Raw genomic sequence first — 26,714 nt, 5'->3', positions numbered from 1 at the left:
GATGTAAAAAAAGTAAAAATCAATAATACCTGGCATCTTAATGAATATACAGCAGCCGCAAAAAAACTTATGCAAGCTTTAGACATTAACATATAATACGTACATTTTTCCAGGTTAGGGATTAATTACTGCAATCATACGTATAGCTGTCTGCCGGCAGTCCATGATCGTTGTAATTATAGGTCATTGAGTAGTGCTCACTCGTGGCGTTGCCCTGCTTCATGCTATATGTTATGGTTAAAGGGTTGTGTGGGCTGAGCGCCGTAATAATAGCCTGCCAGTTTGAATTGATGGCCAGCCCCCAGTCGTTCTGCACAAACTTCCAGTATTTAAGCGAAGCGGCAAAAGGCGAAGGTTTGTCATCGTATGTAATTTTAATATCAAAATTCAGTAAAGAATCAAAAAGCATCGCGTTTTCTGAGGGGAGATTTACATTGTAAGTGCCATACTGGTAAACCCACCACTGCTTCAGTTCTGTGGCATTATCATTATCATCGTACGTAATACGTAAATAGGTATTCCTGAGGTGGCGCGTGTAATAATCTGTAACATTATCACTTTTAAAGCCAGACGGGTGATTCACAACCTCCAGTCTTTTTTTTGCATCGTAAAAAAACAGGTAAAAGCTGTCCAGGCTATAACTGTTTTCTGTTCCATCTGCATTTTTCTGACGGGTTACCTGGGTCGCAACCGCCGGCAGCCCATCGTAGAGGTTGCCGGTGCCGCCTCTGAAAATATAGGATTCTTCTAATGATGCGCCTTGGTATGTATAACCGTATACTGTTTTTACAGCGCTTACCGTTTGTTCAAAAGTGGAGTAGCCGGGATAGTTAAAATCATAACTCCTTGCAGTCATTTGTTTTTTGTCATTATATTCAAATGTTTGCGTGGTTCCAAAATAACTGGGGCAACTGGTCACAACGCAGGGATACTGATCTGTATCCGTGGTATCAGTATCCTGGTCCTTGTTGCAGGAAGACAGTAAGGTTACGCTGCAGGCAGCCAGCAGGATACAGAATGCGCTGAGTAAAGGTTTGTGTTTTGCATAAAAAAATGTTTGCCTGAAATAATCAAATGGATTTGTGTTTATCATAAAATTGGTTTTATTAATGCCGGGTAATTATACCTGCCGGATATGGTTAGATATTGTTTTCTGAAGGTTGCAACAGCCCGTATTTATCCGGTATAAAGTACAGTATAGTGTAACAGGTTTTTCAAAACGGTCTTTGCCTGCATCAACTTTAAATCCCTTGCTTGCCCTGTCATACTTTCTCCGCTTTGCAAACCCTGCAAAAGGCGCTGAGAGCATAGAAGCGATAACGGTAGCTTTTGTTAGAAAAGAACGTCTTTCCATCTTTTATTTATTTTAACGGGCCGCATCATTTACTTCCAGCCAATACCCGTCAGGATCCTGAAAAAATATCTGATTGATCCCATCCGGCCTGTGCTGAATAACATCTTTTACCCTGAAAGAATCATAATAGGCAATGCCGTTTTGTTTTAGCAGCGCTATAAAGCCTGTTAACGAGGGAACACTGAAGCAGATATGCGTAAGTACAGGAATATCAACCTTTTTATTTGCCCCTTCAACCATGTGAAACTGAATACCCGGCTTTATAATAAACCATTTTACCCGTGCATCGTTTCCGAAAGGTTGCTGAATGCTGTCTATCTGGAATAACCGGGTATAAAAAGCAACGCTGGAATCCAGGTTTTTAACATAAATGGCAAAATGGTTTAATACAGGAACTGCTTTTTGTTGTGCATCTGCAAAAAGCATTGCCGGGCAAAGTACCAGGATAAGAAATATTTGTTTCATCTTAATTAAATCAAATCAGCAACAGCCAATTTACCATGTGAATACAAAAGAAGTCTATGCTATGAGAACATACTTGCGCCGGTGTTGCAAATTCATTCGTGTTTGTTGCATAAACAAAAGATATCTTTTGTAGGCACTTTTATTTTCTGCTGAAAATGCCGGCGGGTTTTTAATTATTATTTGTCTTCGTTTTTAAAGCTGCTGCCAGTGCCTTCATTATTTCCTGTGTACATTTTGAGCCAAAAGACCATTCACCCTGCCTGAAAGAGAATGTGGCTACAACTGTTCCCTCATTCAGCAAATCAATTACCTGCCCGGTCATATCCTGCAAAGCATAAGGAGCGCACTTGGCGTCAGATTTATAGTTATAGGTAAACCTTAAGGAATAAATGCGCGGCGCACCGGGTTGCTGTATCTCGGCATCGGCCACATTCTCATCTATCACTTTAAACCCATTCTCCGCCAGTGCATTTTTTAAGAGATATACAGCCTGGCATCTGTCTCTCCTAATATGTGGAACAGTTACGGTAACATTCGGATCGAAACCGTTTGTACAAAATACTTTCAGTTGTTTTAGCCGGGTTTGAGAAAATGTTATTTCAGCAACAATTGTAAGTACAGATAACAGGAATATTTTTTTCATGGGAAATAAGGTGCTTTTTATTTAACAGTTATATCAGCCTCGGCATCCAAAATATTACCAGGGTTGTTTTTATCCCATACATGGGCTTTCAAATGGTAGGCGCCGCCTGCTTTCATCGGTGCGCTGATTTTTATGGAACCAAGCAATACAGAAGCATCCTGTACCGACAATCCGGCGCTTTCAGCAAAGAGGTCAGGAGATTTGCCAACTACCGGGTACCCCTGTTTATCCAGGACTTCAACGGTCATGCCGGGAAATGCTTCCCCGTTTTTAAGGGAATAGTTTGACAGCCCGTACACCAAAAAACCAATTCGCGCATTAAGCGGCACTTCATTCGCCGTCAGCTTTTGATTGGCCGAATCTACCAGGAATACATTATTTACCCTGAAACCCTTATAATTAAAAGATATTCCGGTATCGAGGTCTTTTTCGCTGCCAACACTAAAATTGCATGCGCTCAGCAGTAATATGCTGCTTATGGTGGAGAAGAAAGAAAGGCGTCTTTTCATAGATGAATTTTTATTTAAAATCATTGCTGTCCGGATAACTTGGGCTAAAGCCCTTTGTGCAAGGGTTTCATATAACCCCAGACTTAAGTCTGGGGTTACTAAAAGGCAAACCCGCAAAGGGCTTTAGCCCAAGAAAAAACCTGCCTGCTATTGTTTATAAAACCGGTCAGCAGCATAATTGAAAGATGAAAGCCAATTGGCTACTTATCCCGTAAATGCATGTTTTATTTCATTCGTGCATATTTGTTTTTTCAGTTGTCTCATGCCTGTCCCGAACTTGCTTCGGGAGAACCGCGCCATGCACATTCCCCTGTGTGAGAAAAATTATCATGCTCGGTTTCATTCGTACAGGTTTGTTTTTTCAATGGTCTCATGGAACCTCGCTATGTACATTCCCCTGTGTGAGAAAAAATTATCATGCTCGGTTTCATTCGTACAAGTTTGTTTTTTCAATGGTCTCATGCCTGTCCCGAACCTGCTTCGGGAGAACCTCGCTATGTACATTCCCTTGTGTGAGAAAAATTATCATGCTCGGTTTCATTTTTTTATTGTTGCTTACAGAGTTAATATTGGTGCAATGGTGAACACCAGGCTAACAGAAATGTTTTGCATCAATTACTAATACCTTATCAATAATCGTGTAAAGGAATAGCACAGGCAGAAAAGGTTCTTGCTCATTTGTTGCAAAAAAATGCTTATTTGTTGCTTTAGCCAGGTTGCTGTTGTTTCTTTTAACCACGCCATAATTATTGAAGCTGCCTTGCCAATCCTTTAATTAAAAATATAAAAGCTCCTACACGTCATTCCCGTGAAAACGGGAATCTGCTGATTATATTTAATGCAAATAAGAATACTGCCTGCATCTTTATATGCCAGGAGCAGATGCCCGGTCAGGCCGGGCATGACGAACAATCTTGTTGTGCTTTATTCATAACTTCTAAAACTGCAAAATATGCTGTATGATGTTTGAAAAATTTATTTTTAAACAGATCCCAAGGGGGCGGTTATTATCATTAATAAATTCACTGTTGCCCTGAAACAACAATCCTGTACTGCCTGTGCGTTCCATGCCTGTTATTCTATTGACTGTATAATCATCAATCTCATTTTGGGGAACAGGACTTCCATATAAACCAACATACAATGCACAAACCTACTATCCAGCTTACTTTATGTATTACCCGGAATATGCCGGTAATAACTGATTCTGTTGTAACCGGTTGCTTTGGCTGCGGCGGGGCCTGCTTTGCGAGTTGCAGATAACTGACCGTTCTGCGGCCCGATGTGCCAAAAAACAGTTGAACAAAATCTGCATAATTGCTGCTTTTGCTTATTGCAAATTGCATGGCAGTATAATATTGCTTTTTAGTATGCAGATAAGTAGCATAAGAAGTGCCTTCCAGTAAAAGTAACAAAAGCGAAAAAAAGCTTGTACTGCCGGATGCCAACAGGAGTATAATACATATAATCCACCATACAGGTAATGGCCTGGCCGGCGTTCCATGAATAATCATAAAACTTAGCAGCGCCACAAATACAGGAAAAGTATATAAAATCATTCTTAACCGGCGCTTAAAGTGCCGGGTAAAAAATTCGTTGGGCGTATATATAGGTAAACCTTCCCGGCCGCTAATGGCGTTTTTTAAACGGGAATACGCCTCGTTATCTATTAAAGCAGGCTCACGAAAAACTGTTTTTTTATATACAATAACCATGTACCGGCAAAATAACAAACAGGCGAAACAACCGGTTGTGCGTTTGTTGCAAAAACATGCTTATTTGTTGTGTGGGGTTAAACGGAAGTTGTATGAAGATTTGTTTCGCCCGGCGGATAACCGAAATAACGGGAAAATGCCGTGGTAAATGCGGAAGGAGCTGAAAAGCCTACCGTATAAGCCACTTCCGCAATAGTAGCTGCATTGTTTTTCAACAGGTAATGGGCATGTTCCATTCGTGCTGTACGAATAAGCTCTCCGGCAGATTTGTCCAACAGGCCTTTCAGCTTGCGGTGCAGTTGTGAACGGCTTAATGCCATTAATGAAGCCAGTTGATCAGCGCCAAACTGTGGGTTATCCAGGTTTTCTTTAATGAAGGACTGCATGCGGTTAATAAAATCCTGCTCTATGGAAGGCAATTTCGTTTCTATCGTAAAAGGCAAAGCGCTGCCGTATTTTTTCTGTAAGAGGCTGCGCAAGGCTATGAGGTTTTGAATGGTGGCATGTAGTTCCTGCTGGCTGAATGGTTTTTCCAGGTAAGCGTCAGCGCCGGTTTCAATACCCTGTACCCGGTTTTCCGTGCCTGATTTGGCGGTAAGAAAAACCACGGGAATATGGCTCGTTCTTGCATCTGTTTTTAACCTGCTGCACACCTGGTAGCCGTCTGCGCCGGGCATCATAATATCTGTAATAACAATATCGGGTATTTGTTCCAGCGCCATATCCATACCGGTTTTGCCGTCGGCAGCGCTTATAACATTATAGCTGGTGCTTAGTGTATGGCAGAGAAAATCCCTGAGCTCTTTATTATCTTCAATAACCAGCACAAGGTCTTTTCCCGGTGTTGTTGTTACGGTATTTTCAGGCATATCATCCTGTATTTTTTCAGCCATGCCCATATCTTCCCACAAAAAATGCTGCGCCGGCATGGCTGAAATAATGGCACAGGGCAGGCTTACGGTTATAGTGGTACCGGCATTTTCTTTGCTTTCTGCAGTAATTGTTCCGCCCATCAGCACCACCAGTTCTTTTGCCAGCGACAGCCCGATGCCTGACCCTTCATAACTCCTGGTATCGTTGGTATCAGCCTGGTAAAACCGTTCAAATATGTAAGGCAGCTTATTTGGAGGGATGCCGCTGCCGGTATCCTTCACGGTGAGCTCAAAACCGGGCGCCGGTGCAGCCGGTTTATTCAGCGTCACTTCAATCCTGCCCGTTTCTGTAAACTTAACCGCATTGGAAAGAAGGTTATGCAGTATTTTCCTGAACTTGTCTTTATCAACCATCCCTTCCAGCATTGAAAAATCGCTGCCAGACAGCAACGCTATTTCTTTCTGCAACGCTATAGGGCCATACAGCTTTACCTGTTCTTTTATTTCTGATACCAGCTCAACCGCCTCAGGCACAATTTCCATGATACCATTCTCCAGCCTGCTCAGGTCAAGAAGCTGGTTGATGAGCTGCAGCAGCCGTTCGGCATTGTTTTGTATAAGCCTTGCATTTGTTTGCACAAAGACCGGATTGGAAGCTGCCAGCAGTTCACGCGCCGGGCTGATGATGAGCGTAAGCGGGGTTTTGAACTCGTGGGTAAGATTGGTAAAGAAACGCGACTTTACCGCATCCATCTCCTTCAGCTTATCGGCCTGTTGCTGTATTTCGGCGGTACGTTCTTTTACAGTGGCTTCCAGTTTTTTGGCCTGGCCGGAAACAAGCTCCAGTTTTTCCGCTTCCTGCTTAAGGTTTTGGTCATACAGCAATTTTATTTCTTTGAGCTTAAGGCTGAGGTTATGATTGGTGCGCGCATAATCGAACGCCAGGTAAAAAGAAAAACAGGCAGGGAATACCAGGTTGCCAATAGCCATTACCAGCAGGCGCATAGAATTTAACCGCTGCGGCCACAGGCCAAAAACATCGCCCCAGGCAAAAAAATACACCAGCGATATGGCCGCCATGCCTGTTGCTATAAGCCAAACGCCGGGCAATTTGCGTTTGGCCGCCTGGTAAACGGAAATAAAACCATCTACCGTAAACAAAAAGAATATCAGCGCAAAATGATCGTTCCAGCCGTAAGCGTTATAAAAGAATACAAACACCAGGTCGAGCAGGATATATACGGCTGATATAATGGAAACGGTGATCACCCTTACCCGCGGCATTGCCACATAACCAACGGCGTATAACAGGAGGCTGCCCGCCCACATCATCAATATCTTGCATACATAAGTGGCTATTTCCGCATAAAACTGCACCTGGGGAACACTGGTTTGATAGAAGAAATAAATGCTTAGCATGGTAATGCCTAACAGCAATACGAATGCAGCGTAATAGATATTGAGCTTTTGGGTTGGGTAAAATATATAGAGAAACAGAAACAGGAAGCCAAGGATAAAATGCGCGCCTACTGTCATAAGCAGAAAATTCATGCGGTAGTTGCCTGTATTGATTTTTTGGGAAGCGACATCATAGTAGCCAATGGCAAGCTGAAAACCGGGAAAATTTGAAAATACGGGTTTGTAATTGGCATAATGTAAAGTGATGAGATGCGGCAATGTGTCGTTAAGCCACAGTGGTATTAAAGATTTTGGCGCCCGCATGGCTTCCATTGTTTGTGAAGAGATACCCAGCCTGCCATAGCTGCCAACGGGCCTACCGTCAACATATATCACAGAAGCGCCGTCGTGGTTGATTTGTATGGCCAGTTTTTTACCTGCCAGCATAAAATCAGCTTTCACCCAAAGTGAAAACCAGCCAATGCCCTTCCAGCCGGCTGGCGCCCTGGAAGCGTTGAAGTCTGTGCCAGGCAGCGCCTGCCAGTTATCTATGTTGAATGATGGTTTTTTTAAAGCCATGCTGCTGAAGCGCCAGGGCGCCCGGTCCAGGTGAATAAACAGATCATTGGCAAGCGCGGTATGTTTTAGCTGTATTACCGAATCCTGCGAGAATGCATGCAAAGCCGTGCAGTAAAATATAAATAGGAAGAACAGGTGTTTCATTCGTGCATATTTGTTTTTTCAGATGTCTCATGGAACCTCGCTATGCACATTCCCCTGTGTGAGAAAAAATTATCATGCTCGGTTTCATTCGTGCATATTTTGTTTTTCATCGGTCTCATGGAACGCCTTAATATACCTTCTTCTGTATGAAAAATATTTTACATGGCGTTTCATGTGTTATTTTCAGAGATGTTATCCTTACATATTTGTTGCAGCAGACTTATAATCTGAAAATTAAGTAAAAATCAAACGAAAAAATACGCCGGTGCGGCACATGCTGCATTTTCTTTCCCGTGCACGGTTTGTTTTATTCTTTGATACCGCAAAATGGGCGCATTAAACCGTTTCATCTTGTCCATTTCCGCACACAAAACTGTCCGCTTTCGGACGCTTTTCATCTGTATTATTTTTTAAAATGCCTGTTGCGTAAGGATTTTTGCATTGGCACGCTCGTTGAAACAACTAAGGCATTGAGCTTTAATCGTGGAGGATTGGAGCCTCATTGAGTTTTTAAACTTTTCCTGCCGGTGGCTAAGCGCCGGCAGGTTTTTAATCATGCTGCTTTCATCTTATAACCGCTTCTATGTTCAAAAATTATTTCCCTGCACGGCACTTCGTGAAAACCGCCTGGCGCAGCTTATGGAAAAATAAGCTTTTTGCCGTAGTAAACATTATTGGTTTATCTGTAGGCTTTGCCAGTATTATTGCTTTACTGGCCGGTGTGTATATGTATTATACGGCAGATGATATGCAACAGCATAAAGAAGATTTATATTATTTAAAGTCAGTTGACCCGAAAGATGCGTCAAGCAGCAGCATGCTTACAACCTTTCCGTTACTGGATGAAATTGTAAGAACCTGCCCTGAAGTAAAAGCAGCAACACATATTCAGCAATGGTATTATCCCTGGCTTAAGCATGGCGATAATGAAGTGCAGGAAACCACGTACTTTGTTGATGCTGATTTCTTCAGGGTATTTACGCTGCCATTGAAATATGGTAATCCCGATATTGTATTTAAAAACAAATACGATGTAGTGCTGTCTGATAAGATTGCCACGAAATTATTCGGCAACATTAATCCTGTTGGCAAAATAATTACGGCTGATGATTCACTGCAGCTTACTGTGGCCGGTGTGCTGAATGCCATTCCTTCCAACTCTTCCATAAAAGGCGATGTATTCTTAACTACTTCATTTTTAAAGTATGCACTTCCCGGTTTTGCAAATGACGCCAACTGGTATAACCGGTTTGCCATAAATTTTTTACGGCTGCGGGATAATGCCAATATTCCTTTGCTGGAAAAAAAGATCGCCCACATTGTTGATTTGAATTATGATAAGCAGGCAGGGCCGGCGAAGATTATAGCTGTGCCTTTTTCAGGCTTTAAGAACGAAAATGGCGCATTGGTGCAAACCATTGTAAAAGGTTCAATAGCCACTGCCTGTTTTATATTGCTTGTAATAATTTTTAATTTGATAAACCTTAATGCGGCTTCTATGTACACCCGGGCAAAAGAAGTAGCGGTGCGTAAAGTAATCGGCGGCGGCAGGCTGCAGATATTTGCACAATTCTGTATAGAGAACGGGTTAATATTTATTATAGCGCTTGTTGGCGCTTCATTGCTGTTTGCAGATGTATTGATGCCGCAACTGAATGCTATTTACAAGAGCCGGTTCACAGAATTATCGCTGAGCGTAAAAGATATTCCTGTGATGCTTTGTTTTGCTGTATTGAGCCTGGTGATTGTAATTGCGGCTGGCAGCCTGCCGGCGCTTAGATTAATCGGGCTGCCTGTAGCAACAGGCGTTAAGGGAGAATTGTCGCGCAATATTAAAAGCGGCAGCTACCTGCGTAATATTTTTATTGTATTGCAATTTACGCTTGCTGTTGTATTTATCTGTGTAACCATCATACTCAACCGGCAGATCAATTATATGCAGCAGGCTTCGCTTGGTTACGATACAGAAAATACAGTGGTAGTAAACCTTGATATGGGCTTCAAAAATATTTCGAGGGATTCTGCCTATTTCGCAACATTGATCAATAACCTTAAAAATAACCCTTACGTAAAAAGCTTCTCCACCAGCCAGGCCATACCTACTGATTACGAAAGCAATTATGATACATACATTGATCCTTCAACCGGCAAAGAAGTTACCATGCGCTATTCCAATGTAGATGCAGGATATGTAAATACCTATTCTATCCCGGTTATAAAAGGCAGGGATTTTAATGATGACATGGCCGCTACGGAAAAAAACGCGGTAATGATCAACAAAAAAGCCATGAATGCTTTGGGCTGGAAAAATATAACCGGCAGGCAACTGGTTTCAAAAGGCGGCGGCGATCCTGTGAAAGTGGTAGGCGTAATGGATGATTTTAATTATCAGGATATGCAAAAAGGCATTGAACCGTTGATGCATTCTTATTACAGGCCTGGCCTGGACCTTTCCAATCTTAGTTTAAAAATTGACCCTAAACATACTAACGAAGTAATGCAACAACTGCAGGCAGCTTTTAAACAAATGAGTGGCAGGCGGCCTTTTAAATATACTTATATGCGTGATTTGGTGGATAAGCAATACGACCTGCTGAATGGTATTTTGCGCATTACCAACTTCGTAGCTTTTCTTACCATCACTATTTCGTGCATGGGCATGTTTGCCCTAATATCATTATATGCAAAGCAAAGGGTGAAAGAGATAGGTATTCGCAAAGTGCTTGGCGCCAAAGTAAGTTCGGTAGTAATGCTGCTCTCCAAAGACTTTGTATTATTTGTTTTAATAGCCTGCGTAATAGCCACGCCTGTTGCATTGTGGGTAATGCATAGCTGGCTGCAGGGTTTTACCTACCGCGTACAAATGGAGTGGTGGATGTTTGCAGCAGCTGCAATCATTGCTATTGCCATTGCGGTGATTACGGTAAGCTTTCAATCTGTTAAGGCGGCAATGGCAAACCCGGTGAAGAGCTTGAGAACGGAATAACCTCACCCCCGGCCCCTCTCCACGCAGTGGAGAGGGGTGCCTAAACTCAGGACAGCCTGAGTTATAGGCAAGAGCGGGAGCCTGCTAAGGCGGGCAACAGGAAAATAGGGGAGATGTAAAAAAGTGAGAATGCTAAGACGAAAGGCCTGGCTTTGCGCAACAGATGATGTGGCAGATATAAAAGGTTAACACCGATTAAGAATATTAAATAATGGCTGATGGCTCAAAGCTGATTGCTGACAGCTAATAGCCGACAGCTCAAAACTTGCAACTATGCTTAGAAATTATTTCAAAACAGCCTTTCGTAACATCGTCCGGCATAAGGCATTTGCAGTCATTAATATTGCTGGATTAGCCATTGGTATGGCATGCAGCATTTTTATTTTGCTATGGGTACAGAACGAAAAAAGCTATGACAGGTTTCTCGCAAATGCTGATGAAATCTATCGTGTTACTGCAATCTTATCAGGTATGGATGCGGCAGTTGTTCCCCCGGTAATGATGCCTGAACTAAAAGAAAAATTACCGGCAGTAAAAAATATGGCCAGGGTAAGTTACCCGGAAAAGCGCGTGATTGAATTTGGCACAAAAAAATTTTTGGAAGAAGGCGCTTTGTATGTTGATTCCACTTTCCTGCAAATGTTTTCATTTCCGCTGGTTGAAGGAAGCCGGGCTACGGCGCTCTTAAGGCCTGATGCTATTCTGATAACAAAGGATATGGCAAAAAAATATTTTGGGAATGAAGATGCCATGGGCAAAACATTGCGTATTAACAATGACAGAAATGTTACAGTTACCGGCGTTTTGGAAAACCTGCCGGAAAATTCGCATTTTCAATTTAGTTTCCTCATGCCTTTGTCAGCCATTGCCCAAACAGATGGGGATTTAAAAAGTGGCACATGGGATAACTTTAGTTTTTACGGTTATCTCCAATTAGATAAAAATTTCAATCCCTCGCCTGCGGCGCTTGCCGGTCTTGAAAATAAAATAAACAAAATTTATAAAGAGCACGCTGCTGTTAGCGACATGGCCCCAACAGCAGATTTTCACCTGCAGCCGCTTACTGATATTCACCTCGGAGCGGCATACCTCGGCGATTTTGCCGGTCATGGCAATGCACTGTATGTAAAAATATTTTTCATTGTAGCCATATTTATACTGGGTGTGGCCTGTATCAATTTCATGAACCTTGCTACGGCAAGGTCTGCACGCCGTGCTAAAGAGGTGGGTTTACGAAAAACCATTGGCGCCGGGCGTTGGCAACTCATCATCCAGTTTTTGAGCGAGTCATTGTGCATATCCTTTCTTTCCCTTTGTATTGCTGTACTGTTAGTATGGCTGCTGCTGCCGGTGTTTAATAGCCTGACAGGGAAGCATATTGCGGTGCATTTTTTAAACTGGAAATTGATATTGATGCTGTCCGGCATTGCACTGGTAACAGGGCTGCTGTCCGGTTCTTATCCTGCATTATTTCTTTCCTCATTTAAGCCGGTAAAAGTTTTAAAGGGTGAAGTAAAGAGAATGACCGGCGCTAATATTTTGCGGAATGGCCTGGTGATATTACAGTTTACCGCTTCAATTATATTGCTTGTTGGCACCATCGTAGTATATCAGCAATTAAGGTTTATAAAGAATATGAACCTGGGCTTTGAAAAATCAAACCTGATATATATGCCAATGATGGGTGATTTGTATAACAGGAAAGATGCAGTGAAACTGGAACTGCAAAAAAATAGATTAACTAATGATTTTACGATAACAGGTGGTGAGTTGCCCACGAATCTTTTACAGGCGAGTGATGCGGTGAGCTGGGATGGCAAGGATCCAAATAAATCAACAATTTTTAACAACATGGCGGTAGATGATGCTTTTTTTGATGTGTTTGGAATGAAAATAATAAATGGAAGAAGCTTTTTCAAAGATTCAAAAGCAGATTCGAATAACTATATCATTAATGAGAAGGCTGCAAAAATTATGGGGATGACGGCTGAAAATGCTGTTGGCAAGACAATAACGTTCGGGGGAATTAAAGGAGATATAATAGGCGTTGCAAAAGACTTTAATTTCAAGCCGGTACAGCAGGCTATTGAGCCATTGATTATGCGTTATAACCAGGCAGCGGGAATGGTAGTTGTTCGTACCCGGCCGGTCACAACCGAAGCGGCCATAAAAGCTTTGGAAAAAATAAGCACAACGCTAAACCCGTCAACTCCTTTCACTTTTGGTTTTATTGATGAGGATTTAAATAACCTGTACAAAGGCGAGCAGCAAATGGGCAGGCTCTTTAATATATTCACTATACTGGCGCTATTTATTTCCTGTTTAGGTTTGTATGGGTTATCCGCGTTTTTAGCTGAACAACGCACCAAAGAAATTGGTGTACGAAAAGTGCTGGGCGCTTCTGTATTTAATGTGGTGTACTTACTGTCTTCCAGCTTTACAAAACTAATATTGATAGCAGTAGTGATTGCGGTGCCGCTCTCATGGCTTGCCGTTAACAAATGGTTGAATGGATTTGCTTACAGGATAGAAGTAAGCTGGATTGTATTTTTTATCGCTACGGCCTTGTCGTTACTGGTAGCATGGATAACGATAGGTTATGAATCAATAAAGGCCGCATCGGCGAACCCGGTAAAGAGCTTGAGAACGGAGTAGTCTGAACCGGTATTTGGGTGGATGAAACCGGGCATGATAATTTTTTCCCACACAACTTGTCCCGCCAAAGCGGGAGAGGAATGCCTGTCTGCCGGCGAGGCAGGTACATAGCGAGGTTCTCCCGAAGCAAGTTCGGGACAGGCATGAGACCATTGAAAAAAACAAACATTTACGGATGAAAGGATTAACAGGATTGTATAAAAATAAATCAGGTATCAGTAAGAGAGAGTAGTGAATTAAATAACATAAAGCCAGTGGATGCCGAATTGTCAATAATGAAATGAGTAATCGATGTTCTTTACTTAGGGAATGTTTGTAAAGTCCCTCCCGACCATTCGGGAGGGATTTAGGGTGAGGTCAAACAAGGCTAAATAAACGACATTGAATCAGTGATGACAAAAGAGGACAAGACAGTAAATTAAATAATGTGAGGTTAAAAGCTCGCGGCTCAGGGCTCACAGCTTTATTAAAAATCAACTTATAAAAATGAATATAAAAATGAAAAAAATCATTCTAAGCTTACTGCTATGCTGTGCTTCTGTTGCATTGGTACAGGCACAAAACAATGAAGTTTCTTACTCAAAGCAGAACAATGTATTTAATTTAAAAGTAAAGAACAGTGCTGAAAGACTAACGCTAACCATTAAAGGTGATGTAAGGCTGGGCGATGATGATAAAAGCATTACATCCATATCAGGTGATGGTTCCATATTTTATCACAAAAAAGACCAGTCGCTTGAAGTGGAAGAAGACGGCAAAGGCAATCTTTTATACACCATTAACGGCAACAAGAAAGCAGATTTGACCGCAGCAGATAAAGCGTTGGTTGCAGACTGCGTGCAGTTATTAATTGATTATGGCATTGATGCCGATAACCGCGTGAAAAGAATATTTGCACAAAAAGGAAGTGCAGGTGTATTGAATGAGGTGGAACGTTTTGAAAGCGATTATGTAAAAGAGATTTATCTATCCTACCTGCTAAAAGATCAACAGCTTTCAAAAGAGGAAATGGTTACGCTGCTGCATAAAGCGAATCAATACCTCAGCAGTGACTATTACAAGGCAGAATTACTGGATGGCGTAATGAGCTCATTTCTTGCTGATGAGGCCACATCAGATGCTTACCTGGAAACTGTGAACAGTATTACCTCAGACTATTACCAAAGCGAAACCGTACAAAAAATACTCAAAACATCGCTTAACGAAAAGCAATACCAGCAGGTACTGGCCATTGTAAGCAGCATGAAATCTGATTATTACCAGGCGGAAGTACTGAAAAAGCTTTTAAGCAATAATGATATTTCAGATACGAGGTTTGAGGAATTAATGAAGATAGCCGGCAACATGCAAAGTGATTATTATAAATCAGAGATCATCGGCGCTTTGCTGAAAAATAGATCACTGAATAAAGAACGTTATGATCAAACGATGGCGGTTGTACAAAACATGAAGAGCGGTTATTATCAATACACCATACTTTCAAATTTAATAGATGAAAATATGAAAGATGAATCTGCCTGGAGCAGCCTGATACAATATGCCGGTAAGATTGATTCTGATTATTACCAGGCAGAAATGCTGATGAAGATTGCAGATAAGATGCCTTCCAGCGAAGCGCTGCGTACAGAACTTGCTGATGCCGCCAAAAATATAAAGTCAGATTATTATTATGGAATGGTGATGCGTTCGCTTGGCAGGAAAGCTGTCTGAACGGGATTTGGCAGATTAAAAGATTTGCAGGAAGACCCGAGCTTAGGGCTTGTAGCTTGCAGCCTGAAGCTTGCAGCTAAAATAAATCAAACATGATAAAGAACTATTTCAAAACCGCCTGGCGCAATTTATGGAAGCGCAAAGCGTATTCCATCATCAACATCACCGGCCTTGCTATTGGCATGGCTGCCTGCATTGTAATAATGGTGTTTGTATTGTATGAAAGAAGCTTTGATAATTTTCATGCGAAAAATATTTACCGGCTTAACGAAGTGCAGAAGTTTGAAGGCATGGTGTCTTCACAAAAAGTGGCCTTGTCTATGTTCCCGATGGGGCCAACATTGAAAAATGAGTTTCCCGAAATTCAAAACTTTACAAGGGTTAGCTGGAGAACAAAAATGCAGATGCGAAACGGTGATAAACGTGTTTATCTCAACCAGGGATTAATGGTGGACTCTACCTTTCTTCAGATGTTTGATTTCAAACTGCTGGAAGGCAACCGGCAAACCGTTTTGCAAAAACCTAATTCGGCAATAATAACAAAAGCAACAGCAGAAAAATTATTCGGCAGCGAAAATGTTATTGGCAAAACAATAACGTATTATGGAGGCGATACCATTAATTTGATGGTAACGGGCGTTTTGGATAATGTGCCGCAAAATTCTCAAATACAGTTTGACGCTTTAATCTCATTCAGCACTGCTTACAGCAGGAACCCGAACATGATGAATAACTGGGGCGGCAACTGGCTGGATACTTATCTGCAGCTTGCGCCAAATACCAATGTGGCTTCGTTAGAAAAAAAGTTCCCTGCTTATCTTAAAAAATACATGGCGCAAAATGATAACTGGAAAAACTATGAATTGTTTTTGCTGCCTTTAAAAGATGTGCATGCAAAGGCCGGCGATATTGGCCTTGATTACCTGAACTACCAGAAGTTTGATAACAGTTATACCAACACTTTTTTCATCATTGCATTAATTGTTTTACTGATTGCCTGCATCAACTTCATGAACCTTTCTACGGCAAGATCGGCAGAACGGGCGAGGGAAGTAGGCATACGCAAATCGGTAGGCGCTTTCCGGTGGCAGTTAAGTTTGCAATTCATCAGTGAATCAGTTATTTTATCATTCATAGCAATGGTATTGGCCATAGGGCTTGTTGAACTTTGCCTTCCGTTCATCAATAATTTAAGCCAGCGCAATTTGCAATTGCCGCTTTTCAATAATCCCCTTTTATTATTAACCATTGCTGGCGGCACTCTTGCCATCGGTATTTTATCAGGCTTATATCCTGCCGCCTACCTTTCAGCATTTCAGCCGGTAAAGGTTTTAAAAGGCTCGGTTCAAACAGGAAGGAATAAATCGTTCCTGCGCAACACGCTGGTGGTAATACAATTTGCCAGCGCTATCTTTTTGATGATAATAACGGTGTTTGCCGTGCGCCAACTGAAATACATGCAGCAGCGTGATCCGGGTTTCAGTAAAGACCAGGTTGTAACCATTCCATTGGATAATTTCAGTTATAAAAAATATGATGTTTTAAAGCAGGATCTCCTGGCCAATGCATTAATAACCGGCGTTACCGGGGCGCAGGATGAACTGGGCAGCCATCTCGATCAATCCGGTGTGCAGTTCCGGGGCGACGGGCCGTTGCGTCAATTAACAGGCACTCGTTTAATTGTTGACCCGGATTATTTAACGCTGTACAAAATCCCGTTGGCAGCCGGCAGGAATTTTTCAAAAGAAGTTTCAGCCAACGGAAGGGAGTATATCATTAATGAAACGCTTGCCAAAGAATTATTGAAGGATAACAAAGGCAAATCCATGCAATGGCTGCTGGGCAGGAATTTTGGGTTTGATTCATCAGGCGCTATTGTGGGCATTGCCAAAGATTTCAATTTTAATTCGCTGCATTATAAAATTGAAACCATGTTTTTGTTCAACCAGAAAGACTGGGGTTTCAGCAATATGTCGGTAAAAATAAATGGCGGCAAAGCCAAAGATGCTGTTGCATTTATTCAATCCGTATGGGAGAAAAATTGCCCCGACAGCCCGTTTGAATATCATTTCCTTGATGAGCATTTTGAAGATGTGTATCGCGCCGATGCACAGGTAAGCACTATTGTTGGCATACTGGCAGGCATCGCAATTATCATTTCCTGTTTGGGTTTGTTTGGCCTTGCTTCTTATGCTGCCGAGCGCAGGGTGAAAGAAGTTGGCATAAGAAAAGTGTTGGGCGCTTCTGTTAATAATATTGTTACCATGCTTTCAAAAGATTTTTTAAAGTATGTGCTGATAGCAGCACTTATTGCATGGCCGCTGGCCTGGTTCAGCGTATATAAATGGCTGGAGGATTATGCGTACCGCGTTGACATAAGCTGGTGGATATTTTTACTGGCAGTGGTTGTGGCTATGTTGATTGCATTGGTAACCATCAGCTTCCAGGCGATTAAAGCAGCTATGGCCAACCCGGTGAAGAGTTTGAGGACGGAATGAACAGCCCATCCAAATCCCGATGCAATCGGGACAAGCTCTTCCCAAAGGGAAGGCTTATAAACAGCTTAAAAAAATGAAACAACTTTAAATTATAATCAATCTAAAAAGTCCTTCCCTTCGGGGAGGATTTAGGAGAGGCTTTCTATGTTCAAAAACTATTTCCCTGCACAGCACTTCGTGAAAACCGCCTGGCGCAGCATAACAAAGAATAAAATATATTCTATTTTGAACATTGTTGGTTTATCTGCCGGTTTAATCTGTTTTGCTTTTATTGCGCTTTGGGTAAATGACGAATTGAGCTATGATAAATTCAATGCCGGCTATGACAGGATTTACAGGTTGGTTTCCGTGGAAAAAAGAGCAGCGAATGTTACTGAATCAGCCATGACAAGTGCCCCTATGGCAAAAGCGCTTCTAAGCGATTACCCGGAAGTTGAAAATACAGTGCGCATGAAGATGCGCGAAGAAATTGTAACCCATAATAATCAGCAGGTACTTCAATCCGGCATTTTGCTTACTGACCCATCTTTTTTTAATGTCTTTAGTTATCATTTAATAAAAGGAAATGAAGCTGCTGCCTTACGTGAACCCTTTTCTATTGTGCTAACTGAGTCATCTGCAAAAAAGTATTTTGGTGATAAAGATCCAATCGGGAAAACGCTTTTGCTGAATATGTATGACAGCACCGGATATGGCGTTAATTATACTGTAACCGGCGTAATGCCCGATGCTCCAAAGAATGCACATTTTACATTTAACATGCTTGCTTCTTTTAAAACAATTGAAGTAGTGCATCCTGATGCTCTTACTGTGGATGGCTGGGGTGATGGAAGTTTTTATACGTATCTTTTGCTGAAGAAGGGAGTTGATGGCAAAGCTTTCTCAAATAAGATTACATGGTTTTATGAAAAATATGTTGGCGATCTCTTTAAGCTGTGGAAACCTGTTTATTCTTACCGGCTTCAACCCTTGAGCGATATTCATTTGCGTTCCCATCTTCAAAATGAAATAGCTGCGAACGGGAGTATAACACAAGTATATATTTTTTTTACAATCGGCATTTTTATCCTGTTGCTTGCGGCAATAAATTATACAAATCTTGCTACCGCACGTTCAGCAGGCAGAGCCAAAGAAGTAGGTATTAAAAAAGTGGCGGGTGCAGGCAGGCAACAATTAATTTTTCAATATTTATCTGAGTCAGTATTTACAGCAATTATTGCGTTGTTGCTTTCTTTTCTATTATGCATTTTATTACAACCGGCTTTTTATCAGCTCACCGGCAAAGAGCTTTCCTTATTTTCTTACCCCCTGTTAATAAGTTTTCTTTTTGCAGTAACCATTTTCCTGGGAGTTATTTCAGGTATTTACCCTGCACTTATACTGTCCGCATTTAAGCCGGCAACTGTATTAAAGGGTTCATTTAAATCAAGTAATAAAGGAATACTGTTGCGCAAAACACTTGTGGTATCCCAGTTTGTTATAACGATGATTTTAATAACCGGTATCGTGATTATCTATTCTCAGATGTCATTCATAAAAAATAAAAATCTTGGTTATAATAAGGATGCATTGTTGTTTATAAACGAGAATGGAAATACCGATGTTGTTAAAGGTTATGCAGCTTTTAAAAATGATGTGCTTAAGAATTCCCTGATTTCAGGCATGGCAAGATCCAATTCATTAATCGTTGGAGGATTGAGCAATGGAGGCGCTGAAACAATTGACAATAAGGGAAATGTTCTGCAGGTAAATACTTCAAGAATGCGTATTGACCCGGATTATTTAAATGTGTATGGAATTAAATTATTAGCTGGAAAAAATTTTTCACTGCAATCATCGCATGATAGCATTCGTCCTGTTATTCTTAATGAAATGGCGGTACGTAAATTCGGCTGGAAAAATAATGAAGCTGCAATCGGGAAGCCTTTTACAATGGGCGATACAAAAGGTGTGGTAATTGGTGTTACAAATGATTTTCATTACGCATCGCTGGAGCAACCCATTCAGCCGTTGACTATTTACCCGGTTGATGAATTTTTTTCAAGAATTACTTTAAAAATAGGCATTACAAAAGCAAACGATGCAGTATCATATATTCAAAAAATATGGAAACAACATTTCCCGTCCGCCTTGTTTAATTATGGTTTTGTAAGCGAGCAAATAAAAGCCCAGTATTTAGCCGAAGAAAGGTTTTCAAAAGTATTTCTGTGTTTCTCCGTTCTTTCTGTGCTCATTGCATGTTTGGGGTTATATGGATTAATATCCTATACAATATTCCAGCGTACCAAAGAAATCGGTATAAGAAAAGTATTGGGTGCAAGTGCAAACAGCATTGTTGCTATTTTATCCGGCGATTTTTTGAAACTTATTTTGCTTGCCTGTTTTATTTCTATGCCTGTTGCCTGGTATGCCATGCATTCATGGTTGCAGAATTTTGCTTATCGCATTCATCTTTCCTGGTGGCTGTTCCTAACATCTGCTTTATTGGTTTTATTGATCGCATTGATAACAATTAGCTTCCAATCAATCAAAGCGGCAATGGCAAACCCCGTAAAGAGTTTGAGAACGGAATGACGTGAATCGTGAATGTGTGTGATGAATAAGAGTGACCAGTAAATAAAATAATGTAAAGTCAAAAACCAGCAGTTCGTGGCTTGCAGCGCACAGCCTGAAGCTTGCAGCTCCATAAATCAAAAATCAACTTCTATGTTTAAAAACATTATTGTCCGGATAACTTGGGCTAAAGCCCATTGTGCAAGGGTTTCAGATATATAACCCCGGGCTTAAGCCTGGGGTTAGTAAAAAGCAGGCCCATACAGGGCTTTAGCCCAAGAGAAAATATTTTAGTCGGACAACAATGGTTTAAAAACTATCTCAAAACCGCCTGGCGGAATCTTATAAAGACAAACAGTTTTTGCTCATTAAAATAAAAATCACGGCTGCATAAGTGGAAAGAACAGCTATTGAAAACTCAACATTGAAAGAGTTTTTATTGGCCAGTTAAAAGATAATACCGGGCGGAGCTGAACTGCCCCGGCTTAATTCTTTAATTGTATTATCAACAATTAAACCGGTCTGCCACTGCATGATACGAAGATGATGTTCCCTTCATTAAACGATAAGCTTTCCCTTTAAGCTCTTTTTAAGGTGATGCGCTCTAAATTACGCCGGTATATACCAAATTTTTTGCAGAATGACTATGACAGAGTTTGAAGTTCTTTCCAATGAAGAACAGGCTGAAACATTAAGGCGGTATGGCGTGCTTCTGGCTGAACGCATTTGCTGGCATAGCAGGGTTTACCTGTACGCCTTATCTTCCATTTACATAGAGCTTTTTCAGGAGCTTAGCGAGCTGGAATATGCTCCTGTAAGAATACTGAATGTTATTGAAGATCCCTCCGAACTGGAAGTTTACCTGAATGAGATAGATATTTCCGGTTTATTTCTGGCGCCGTGATGGTAATCAATTTACACGATGCACATGTAAAGCCAATAAAAATCAGCTTAAGGGAAGCGTGATGGTGAAAATGTTGGAAGTATGGTTAAAAGATGTATAAGTTATGCCGCCATCATGCAGGGCAATGATTTTATGAACCAGCACAAGCCCCAGGCCAAATCCCCTTTTGCCCTTACTGTTTTCTCCCCTGAAAAAATGCTGGAAAAGATAATGGCTTTCCTTTTCAGTAATAATGTCGCCCTTGTTTTCTATACGGATATGTACCGTGTTTTCGGCAGCAGACAATTTTATTTTAGCTTTATCATCATTGCTGTATGAAATGGCATTTTGCATAAGATTGATAAAGGCCGGTTTTATCAGCCCTGCATTTGCCCGGATAGTTAATTCATTTTCCGATTCGGTTTCATATTCAATGGAAAAAAGAAAATTATTATAGATATGCTGCAGCTCATCAGCCACATCAAAGATCATTTCATCTATACGGAAATAATCCTGCTTCAGTACGCCGCCTGATTCTGCTTTTGCTATCTCCAGCAATGCATTGATGATCTCCCCCAGGTTTTTGGTATCTTCTTTCTGAGTGCAGATGGCCGCCTTTATTTTATCCGGATCATTTTCATTTTCTATCCGTTCAAAATTAGAGACCAGAATGGCTATGGGCGTTTTCAATTCATGCGAGATATGGTGAATAGCATGTTTCTGGAATGAATACACTTCGTTCATCCGCTTCATCAGCTTATTAAATTGCCGGGCAAGTATATTTACTTCATTTTTAGAACCGGTAATAGGTATGGGCTCATATTGTGCATCAAAATTATAATGGCTGATCTTTTGCGTAATCGCAGCAAGAGGCTGCGTTATTTTGCCGGAGAGAAAAAAAGATACCAGGATCACTATGGCAGAAATGGCTGCGAAAGTAACGATAAGAATAAATTTAAGGTAGCGAAGCTTTGCATAGCCGAGTGAATCGAAAGCCTTGCTAAGCCCGTAGTAGGCCCGCCCGTTCGACTCTACATAAGACCCTACTACATCGTATAAACCGTCTTTTGCTTCTACCCACCTGTTTTCGGCGCTCAGTTCCGAAAGGAATGTTGTTGACAGCGGAACAGGCGTATCGTCAAGGCTGGAATAGATCAGTTCTTTTTTGTCGTTGAATAAAAGCAGCTTTTCATCAAACAGGTTATTAATGGTGAGCTGGTCAATTTCTTCTACAAGCTCATGATCTGTTTTTTTTACCTGGGCCAGCAACTGCAATGTAGAAGTTATCTTTTCTTTTTGGCGCATTTGAAACTCGTCTTCCCGGTTAGAGGCATACAGCAAATAAATCAACAGAAAAGCCAAACCGGTGATCAGCAGGATGGCCACCGAAAAATAAACGGTTATTTTATTCCTGATTTTCATTCGTACAAGTTTGTTTTTTCAATGGTCTCATGCCTGTCCCGAACTTGCTTCGGGAGAACCTCGCTATGCACATTCCCCTGTGTGAGAAAAATTATCATGCCCGGTTTCATTTATTCAAAATAATACCCGTACCCGGTTTTGGTTTTAATATTATGTTTTCCGAAAGGCTTGTCAATTTTATTGCGGAGAAAGTTAATATACACTTCTATGGTGTTGGTATTCACATCTAAGTGCGTTCCCCATATTTCCTTTATCAGTTCTTTTTTCGAAACCAGTTCGCCTTTTCTTGAAACCAGTTTCATCAATATCTGGAATTCCCTCGGCGTTAAGGAAATCTCCTGCCCCTGGCGCACCACTTTTTTATTGTGGGGCGTTATCGTAATATCATCTGCAGCGATTGCTGTTTTAAGATCATCAGACGCCGTTGTTCTTTTTGTTAATGCATGTACCCTTAAAAGCAGCTCACGCATATAAAAAGGCTTGGTGAGATAATCATCCGTCCCGCAATTGAAGCCCTGCACCTTATCATCAATCCCTGAGAAAGCTGTCAGCATAATCACAGGTGTTTTGCTGTTATATTGCCGGAATTTCCTGCACACGTCAAACCCGTTTTTACCTGGCAGGTTTATATCAAGAATAACGCAGTCAAAGTATTCATTCCGCAAAATTTTTTCTGCAAAAAAACCATCATGCATAGAAGAAACCATGATGGATTCAGCCTGCAATGCTTCGCTGATATTTTGATTCAATGTGCTGTCATCTTCTACCAAAAGAACTTTCATGCTGCAAATTTTAAAAAGGCTATTCATAATAAAATAACCAAATGTCGGGGCGGATAATATTACCTCTGCCGGTTAACAGTCACCCCCGGCAAAACTATGCAATTGATGCTTTTGGGCATTAATCAGCAATTGAGCTTCTTCGCCCGCGCTTCCAGGTATTGTTTTCCTGTTTGCGTAAATAGTTTTCCTTTCTCCGAAAAATATAGTTTGGAGGCCCCAATATCTTGCTTGTCAAATTTTTAATCCATAAAAATGCTTTAAGCTGCCCGGGGCAAATGCCTGCCGGCGCTTTTATGTTTTTAAAAACCAAATAACTGTTTATGGCAAAACTTAACCAGATTTTATTCAAGAGCCTCTTATCATTTTTGTTGCTGTTTTGCAGCATGGCCGTTTCTGCAGGAGAACCGGCAGATAACGGGTCCATCAAAGGCAAGGTAACCACCATAGATAACAAACCGGCAGCGGCTGTAACCGTAATGCTGAAAGGCACAAAGAAGGCATCCATTACAGACGATGATGGAAATTTCATGTTGCACAATATTGCCGCAGGCCATTATGAAATTGAAGTATCCCTGGTAGGGTATGAGCCTTTGGTACAAACAGTGATTGTGGAAGAAAATAAAACTGTTTATGTAAGCCTGCAATTGAAATTATCGCAATCGCAGTTGCAGGAAGTAACGGTTTCCACTTCGCTGAAAACTTATACCACCAATAAAATATCGGAGTCGCTGCGCCTGAACCAGGAACTGATTGAAGTGCCGCAAAACATTTCTGTTGCCACAGCGCAAACCATTAAAGACCTTGGCGCGGTTTCTTCTTCTGAAATTATGCGCACTTCGGCAGGTATTTCGGCCCTTGGGGCAAACCAGGATATAGGCATAAGCATTCGCGGCACAGAGATGTATTACAGCATTCTGCGCAATGGCGTTGGCGCGGGGTACTGGTATAATATGGAGCTTGACCCGGGCATGATAGAACGGGCTGAATTTATTAAAGGCCCGGCAGGTTACATGGTAAGCAACACAGAGCCGGGCGGCCTGGCAAACTTTGTGACCAAACAGCCAACGCATGAAAAAATTGTTGCCGTAAATTTTGGTTTTGGCAGTTGGAATATGATGCGCACCACAGTGGATTTAGGCGGTGAATTTAAAAAAGGCGGATCCCTCACTTACCGCTTAAATGCAGGTTACCAGCAGCAGGATGCTTTTTATGATTTCGGCTATCTTAAAAAATATTATGTGGCAGGAGCGCTGAAATTTGAAGTGGATAAAAACACCGACTTAAGTTTTGAATACAATTATGTGCGTGGCCACCAGCTAAGCGACGGGCATACTTTGCAGACCATTGACGGCAAACGTGTATTACCCGATAAATTCGCCGTTGTTGACCCAAACACCGATGGCACGGTAAGCGCCGACCATTACTTCCGTTTTCACGCAAAGCATAAGCTTAGTGATAACTGGAACTTAAATGCGCAAGCCGCTTATGTGTTTGGGCCCTGGGGCGGGTATATGATGGGAATAAACTATGAGCCGGTTGTAAATGATTCTTTGTATCGCCAGACATGGCTTACCGATTGGCGCAACAGGCTGTTTACCGCACAGGCTTTTCTTGACGGTACATTTAATACGGGCAGCATGGAGCATAAAGTTTTGATAGGGATTGACTACGGCGATAACTGGACGCGCAGCACCGGCGGCGGCGACTGGAGCGGCAATCCCGCACTGGCATTGGATATTACAGATCCTGTATATTATCTGGATGAAGCCGTGCTGAAAGATTTTGATCCAAAAGACTGGGATAATATTTGGGGCAATCATTATTCGGCTTTATATCTTCAATACAATGTGAAATTTTTCAAAAAGCTTATCGTAACGCTTGCAGGCAGATATACCAGCAACGTTACATGGTCAAACTATTCCGATCCTTATGTACAGACTGACAAACGGGTTACGCCAAGGCTTGGCTTGACCTGGATGTTTACTGATAATATTTCTGCCTATGCCTTGTACGATCAGGCCTTTGTTCCGCAGAGCGGAAGAAGCTTTACCGGGCAGGTATTTAACCCGCTTACCGGAGATGATAAAGAAATAGGCTTTAAAAGTTTTTGGCTGAATAAAAAATTAAGCGCAAACGCCACCGCTTACCGCGTCACGAAAAATAATGTGCTTACCACCGATCCGCAGCATCCAGATTTCCAGGTGCAGACGGGGCAGATTACCAGCAAAGGCATAGAGGTGGATATAAATGGCAACCTTACAAAGGGATTAAATATAATGGCTAATTACGCCTATACCGACTCGAGGGTTACAAAAAGCAATGATTCTACACAGCTTGGTTTATACAGTTATGGCTCAGCAAAAAATATGGCCAACCTGTTTGCCAAATACAGGTTTTCAGAAGGCCTGCTTCATGGTTTTTCAATAGGTGGGGGCGTTCAGTATGTTGGCAAAAGAACGTATGCCTACGATGCTACAAAAATGCACGATCAGATGATGCCTGCCTATACCTTACTTGAAGCAACCATAGGCTATACCCTGCGCAATTTTTATGTAAACCTGAATGCTTACAATCTTGCCAATAAAAAATATATAACCAATGGTTATGCAATAGATGATGTGGATTATAGCTACAACCCCGGCGAGCCCGTTAATTTCAGGATAGATTTTGGGATAAATTTTTAAGCCGGGATAAAAAAACAGAAGTGAGAATCGTTCAGGCTTATTTAAAAAAGTATAAACAACTTCGTAAATAAAAAAATATCTTCAGGTTTTACCGGTTCAATTTGTATTGAAATGCTTAAAATAAAAAATATAAAGCGATGGCATTTTATTCACAAATGGACAAGCCTTATCTGCACCCTGTTTCTGCCTAATCTCTGTATTACGGGCCTGCAATTTCAGTTCTCCTTTTGCATTGGGAATGGCATCGCCGTGCGGGTCAAATTCCGGGTAACCTAAAAATTTTTCAAGCTGCTCAATCAGCTTTGGTGAGTGAATATGCTCCAACTGTTCCGCAACTGTATGATAATGATCCTAATTCACCCGGCTATAATGCGGATTATGTATTGCCCAACGGCTACACCATTTACAACCAGAAATATGCAAAAGGAGTTCGCGTTCCCCGGTTTGACAATGCGGCATACAGGCAGCAATGGCTTGATGAATTGAAGCAGGCTAACCCCGATGCAACCCTGGCAGATAATATGAAATACCAGGAATCTATCTATACCAGCCGGTTTGAAGCGGTAGGCAAGTATGAGCTCCCGTTAAGGAGAATTACCATCCAGGGTTCATACAACCAGCATGATCAAAATTCAGCTTACGGCACGGAGCTGTTCATGGCGCATCAGAAAACTTTATTCGGACAGGTTTTCTGGGATAAGAAAATCGGAAGCCATGATTTGTTATTCGGTAGTTCTTACCGGTACTAACTATTCCTTAGGATAGGCGACATTTGGTTCATTAAAAAAGGCTTTCACAAGTGTTATTTTTCTTTGAATTTCTTTCATGGTGTCTTCTACAGTTTCTCTGAATGTTTTTTTAG

18 protein-coding genes are annotated in these 26,714 nt (G+C 41.5%); 8 read left to right on the top strand and 10 right to left on the bottom strand.

Going from position 1 to position 26,714, the window contains the following annotated elements; translation table 11 throughout:
• Positions 1-121: 121 nt before the first annotated feature.
• The 7 genes from QM629_RS11770 to QM629_RS11740 all read right to left on the bottom strand — a co-directional run bounded on the left by QM629_RS11770 (position 122) and on the right by QM629_RS11740 (position 7,679).
• Positions 122-1,093 carry a hypothetical protein gene (locus tag QM629_RS11770; protein WP_415160071.1) on the bottom strand — a complete coding sequence of 324 codons (972 nt, stop codon included), beginning with the start codon at positions 1,091-1,093 and terminating at the stop codon, positions 122-124.
• Between the two features lie 27 nt (positions 1,094-1,120).
• Entirely contained in the window at positions 1,121-1,354 is a 234-nt protein-coding gene (locus QM629_RS11765; RefSeq protein WP_415160070.1) for a hypothetical protein, read from the bottom strand.
• A 12-nt stretch (positions 1,355-1,366) separates the two neighbouring features.
• Positions 1,367-1,819: a VOC family protein gene (locus QM629_RS11760; protein WP_415160069.1), complete on the bottom strand. Its 453-nt coding sequence runs from the start codon at positions 1,817-1,819 to the stop codon at positions 1,367-1,369.
• A gap of 169 nt (positions 1,820-1,988) precedes the next feature.
• Entirely contained in the window at positions 1,989-2,462 is a 474-nt protein-coding gene (locus tag QM629_RS11755) for a hypothetical protein (RefSeq protein ID WP_415160068.1), read from the bottom strand.
• Between the two features lie 17 nt (positions 2,463-2,479).
• Positions 2,480-2,971: a hypothetical protein gene (locus tag QM629_RS11750; protein ID WP_415160067.1), complete on the bottom strand. Its 492-nt coding sequence runs from the start codon at positions 2,969-2,971 to the stop codon at positions 2,480-2,482.
• 1,103 nt (positions 2,972-4,074) lie between these two features.
• Entirely contained in the window at positions 4,075-4,686 is a 612-nt protein-coding gene (locus QM629_RS11745; RefSeq protein ID WP_415160066.1) for a hypothetical protein, read from the bottom strand.
• A gap of 77 nt (positions 4,687-4,763) precedes the next feature.
• Positions 4,764-7,679 carry an ATP-binding protein gene (locus QM629_RS11740; protein ID WP_415160065.1) on the bottom strand — a complete coding sequence of 972 codons (2,916 nt, stop codon included), beginning with the start codon at positions 7,677-7,679 and terminating at the stop codon, positions 4,764-4,766.
• A 583-nt stretch (positions 7,680-8,262) separates the two neighbouring features.
• On the opposite strand from QM629_RS11740, the gene QM629_RS11735 reads away from it, so the two are divergent.
• From QM629_RS11735 to QM629_RS11710, 6 genes are all read left to right on the top strand, one after another.
• A complete protein-coding gene (locus tag QM629_RS11735; RefSeq protein ID WP_415160064.1) occupies positions 8,263-10,665 on the top strand; it encodes an ABC transporter permease in 2,403 nt (800 codons plus the stop codon).
• A gap of 273 nt (positions 10,666-10,938) precedes the next feature.
• Complete coding sequence (locus QM629_RS11730; RefSeq protein ID WP_415160063.1) at positions 10,939-13,320, top strand: ABC transporter permease; 2,382 nt, start codon at positions 10,939-10,941, stop codon at positions 13,318-13,320.
• 498 nt (positions 13,321-13,818) lie between these two features.
• Complete coding sequence (locus QM629_RS11725; RefSeq protein WP_415160062.1) at positions 13,819-15,030, top strand: hypothetical protein; 1,212 nt, start codon at positions 13,819-13,821, stop codon at positions 15,028-15,030.
• A gap of 92 nt (positions 15,031-15,122) precedes the next feature.
• Positions 15,123-17,528, top strand: a complete 2,406-nt coding sequence (locus tag QM629_RS11720) for an ABC transporter permease (protein WP_415160061.1) — start codon at positions 15,123-15,125, stop codon at positions 17,526-17,528.
• 225 nt (positions 17,529-17,753) lie between these two features.
• Positions 17,754-20,102, top strand: coding sequence for an ABC transporter permease (locus QM629_RS11715; RefSeq protein WP_415160060.1), 2,349 nt, complete (start codon positions 17,754-17,756; stop codon positions 20,100-20,102).
• 625 nt (positions 20,103-20,727) lie between these two features.
• On the top strand, positions 20,728-20,985 hold the full coding sequence (locus QM629_RS11710; RefSeq protein WP_415160059.1) for a hypothetical protein: 258 nt from the start codon (positions 20,728-20,730) through the stop codon (positions 20,983-20,985).
• A gap of 42 nt (positions 20,986-21,027) precedes the next feature.
• Here the strand turns inward: QM629_RS11710 and QM629_RS11705 are convergent, their stop codons facing one another.
• Both QM629_RS11705 and QM629_RS11700 read right to left on the bottom strand, forming a co-directional pair.
• A complete protein-coding gene (locus QM629_RS11705) occupies positions 21,028-22,386 on the bottom strand; it encodes an ATP-binding protein (RefSeq protein WP_415160058.1) in 1,359 nt (452 codons plus the stop codon).
• A 110-nt stretch (positions 22,387-22,496) separates the two neighbouring features.
• Complete coding sequence (locus QM629_RS11700; protein WP_415160057.1) at positions 22,497-23,168, bottom strand: response regulator transcription factor; 672 nt, start codon at positions 23,166-23,168, stop codon at positions 22,497-22,499.
• A gap of 320 nt (positions 23,169-23,488) precedes the next feature.
• On the opposite strand from QM629_RS11700, the gene QM629_RS11695 reads away from it, so the two are divergent.
• Entirely contained in the window at positions 23,489-25,852 is a 2,364-nt protein-coding gene (locus QM629_RS11695; protein WP_415160056.1) for a TonB-dependent siderophore receptor, read from the top strand.
• Positions 25,853-25,948: 96 nt separating this feature from the next.
• Here the strand turns inward: QM629_RS11695 and QM629_RS11690 are convergent, their stop codons facing one another.
• Complete coding sequence (locus QM629_RS11690) at positions 25,949-26,176, bottom strand: iron dependent repressor, metal binding and dimerization domain protein (protein WP_415160055.1); 228 nt, start codon at positions 26,174-26,176, stop codon at positions 25,949-25,951.
• Between QM629_RS11690 and QM629_RS11685 the strand changes: the two genes are divergently transcribed.
• Positions 26,158-26,601 carry a hypothetical protein gene (locus QM629_RS11685; protein ID WP_415160054.1) on the top strand — a complete coding sequence of 148 codons (444 nt, stop codon included), beginning with the start codon at positions 26,158-26,160 and terminating at the stop codon, positions 26,599-26,601. The genes QM629_RS11690 and QM629_RS11685 overlap by 19 nt on opposite strands.
• Positions 26,602-26,714 lie beyond the last annotated feature (113 nt).

The organism is Parafilimonas sp., from assembly GCF_047606085.1.
Taxonomy (GTDB): domain Bacteria; phylum Bacteroidota; class Bacteroidia; order Chitinophagales; family Chitinophagaceae; genus Parafilimonas.
Note: the sequence above shows the minus strand (reverse complement) of the source record. Positions and strands in the feature narration are given on the sequence as shown.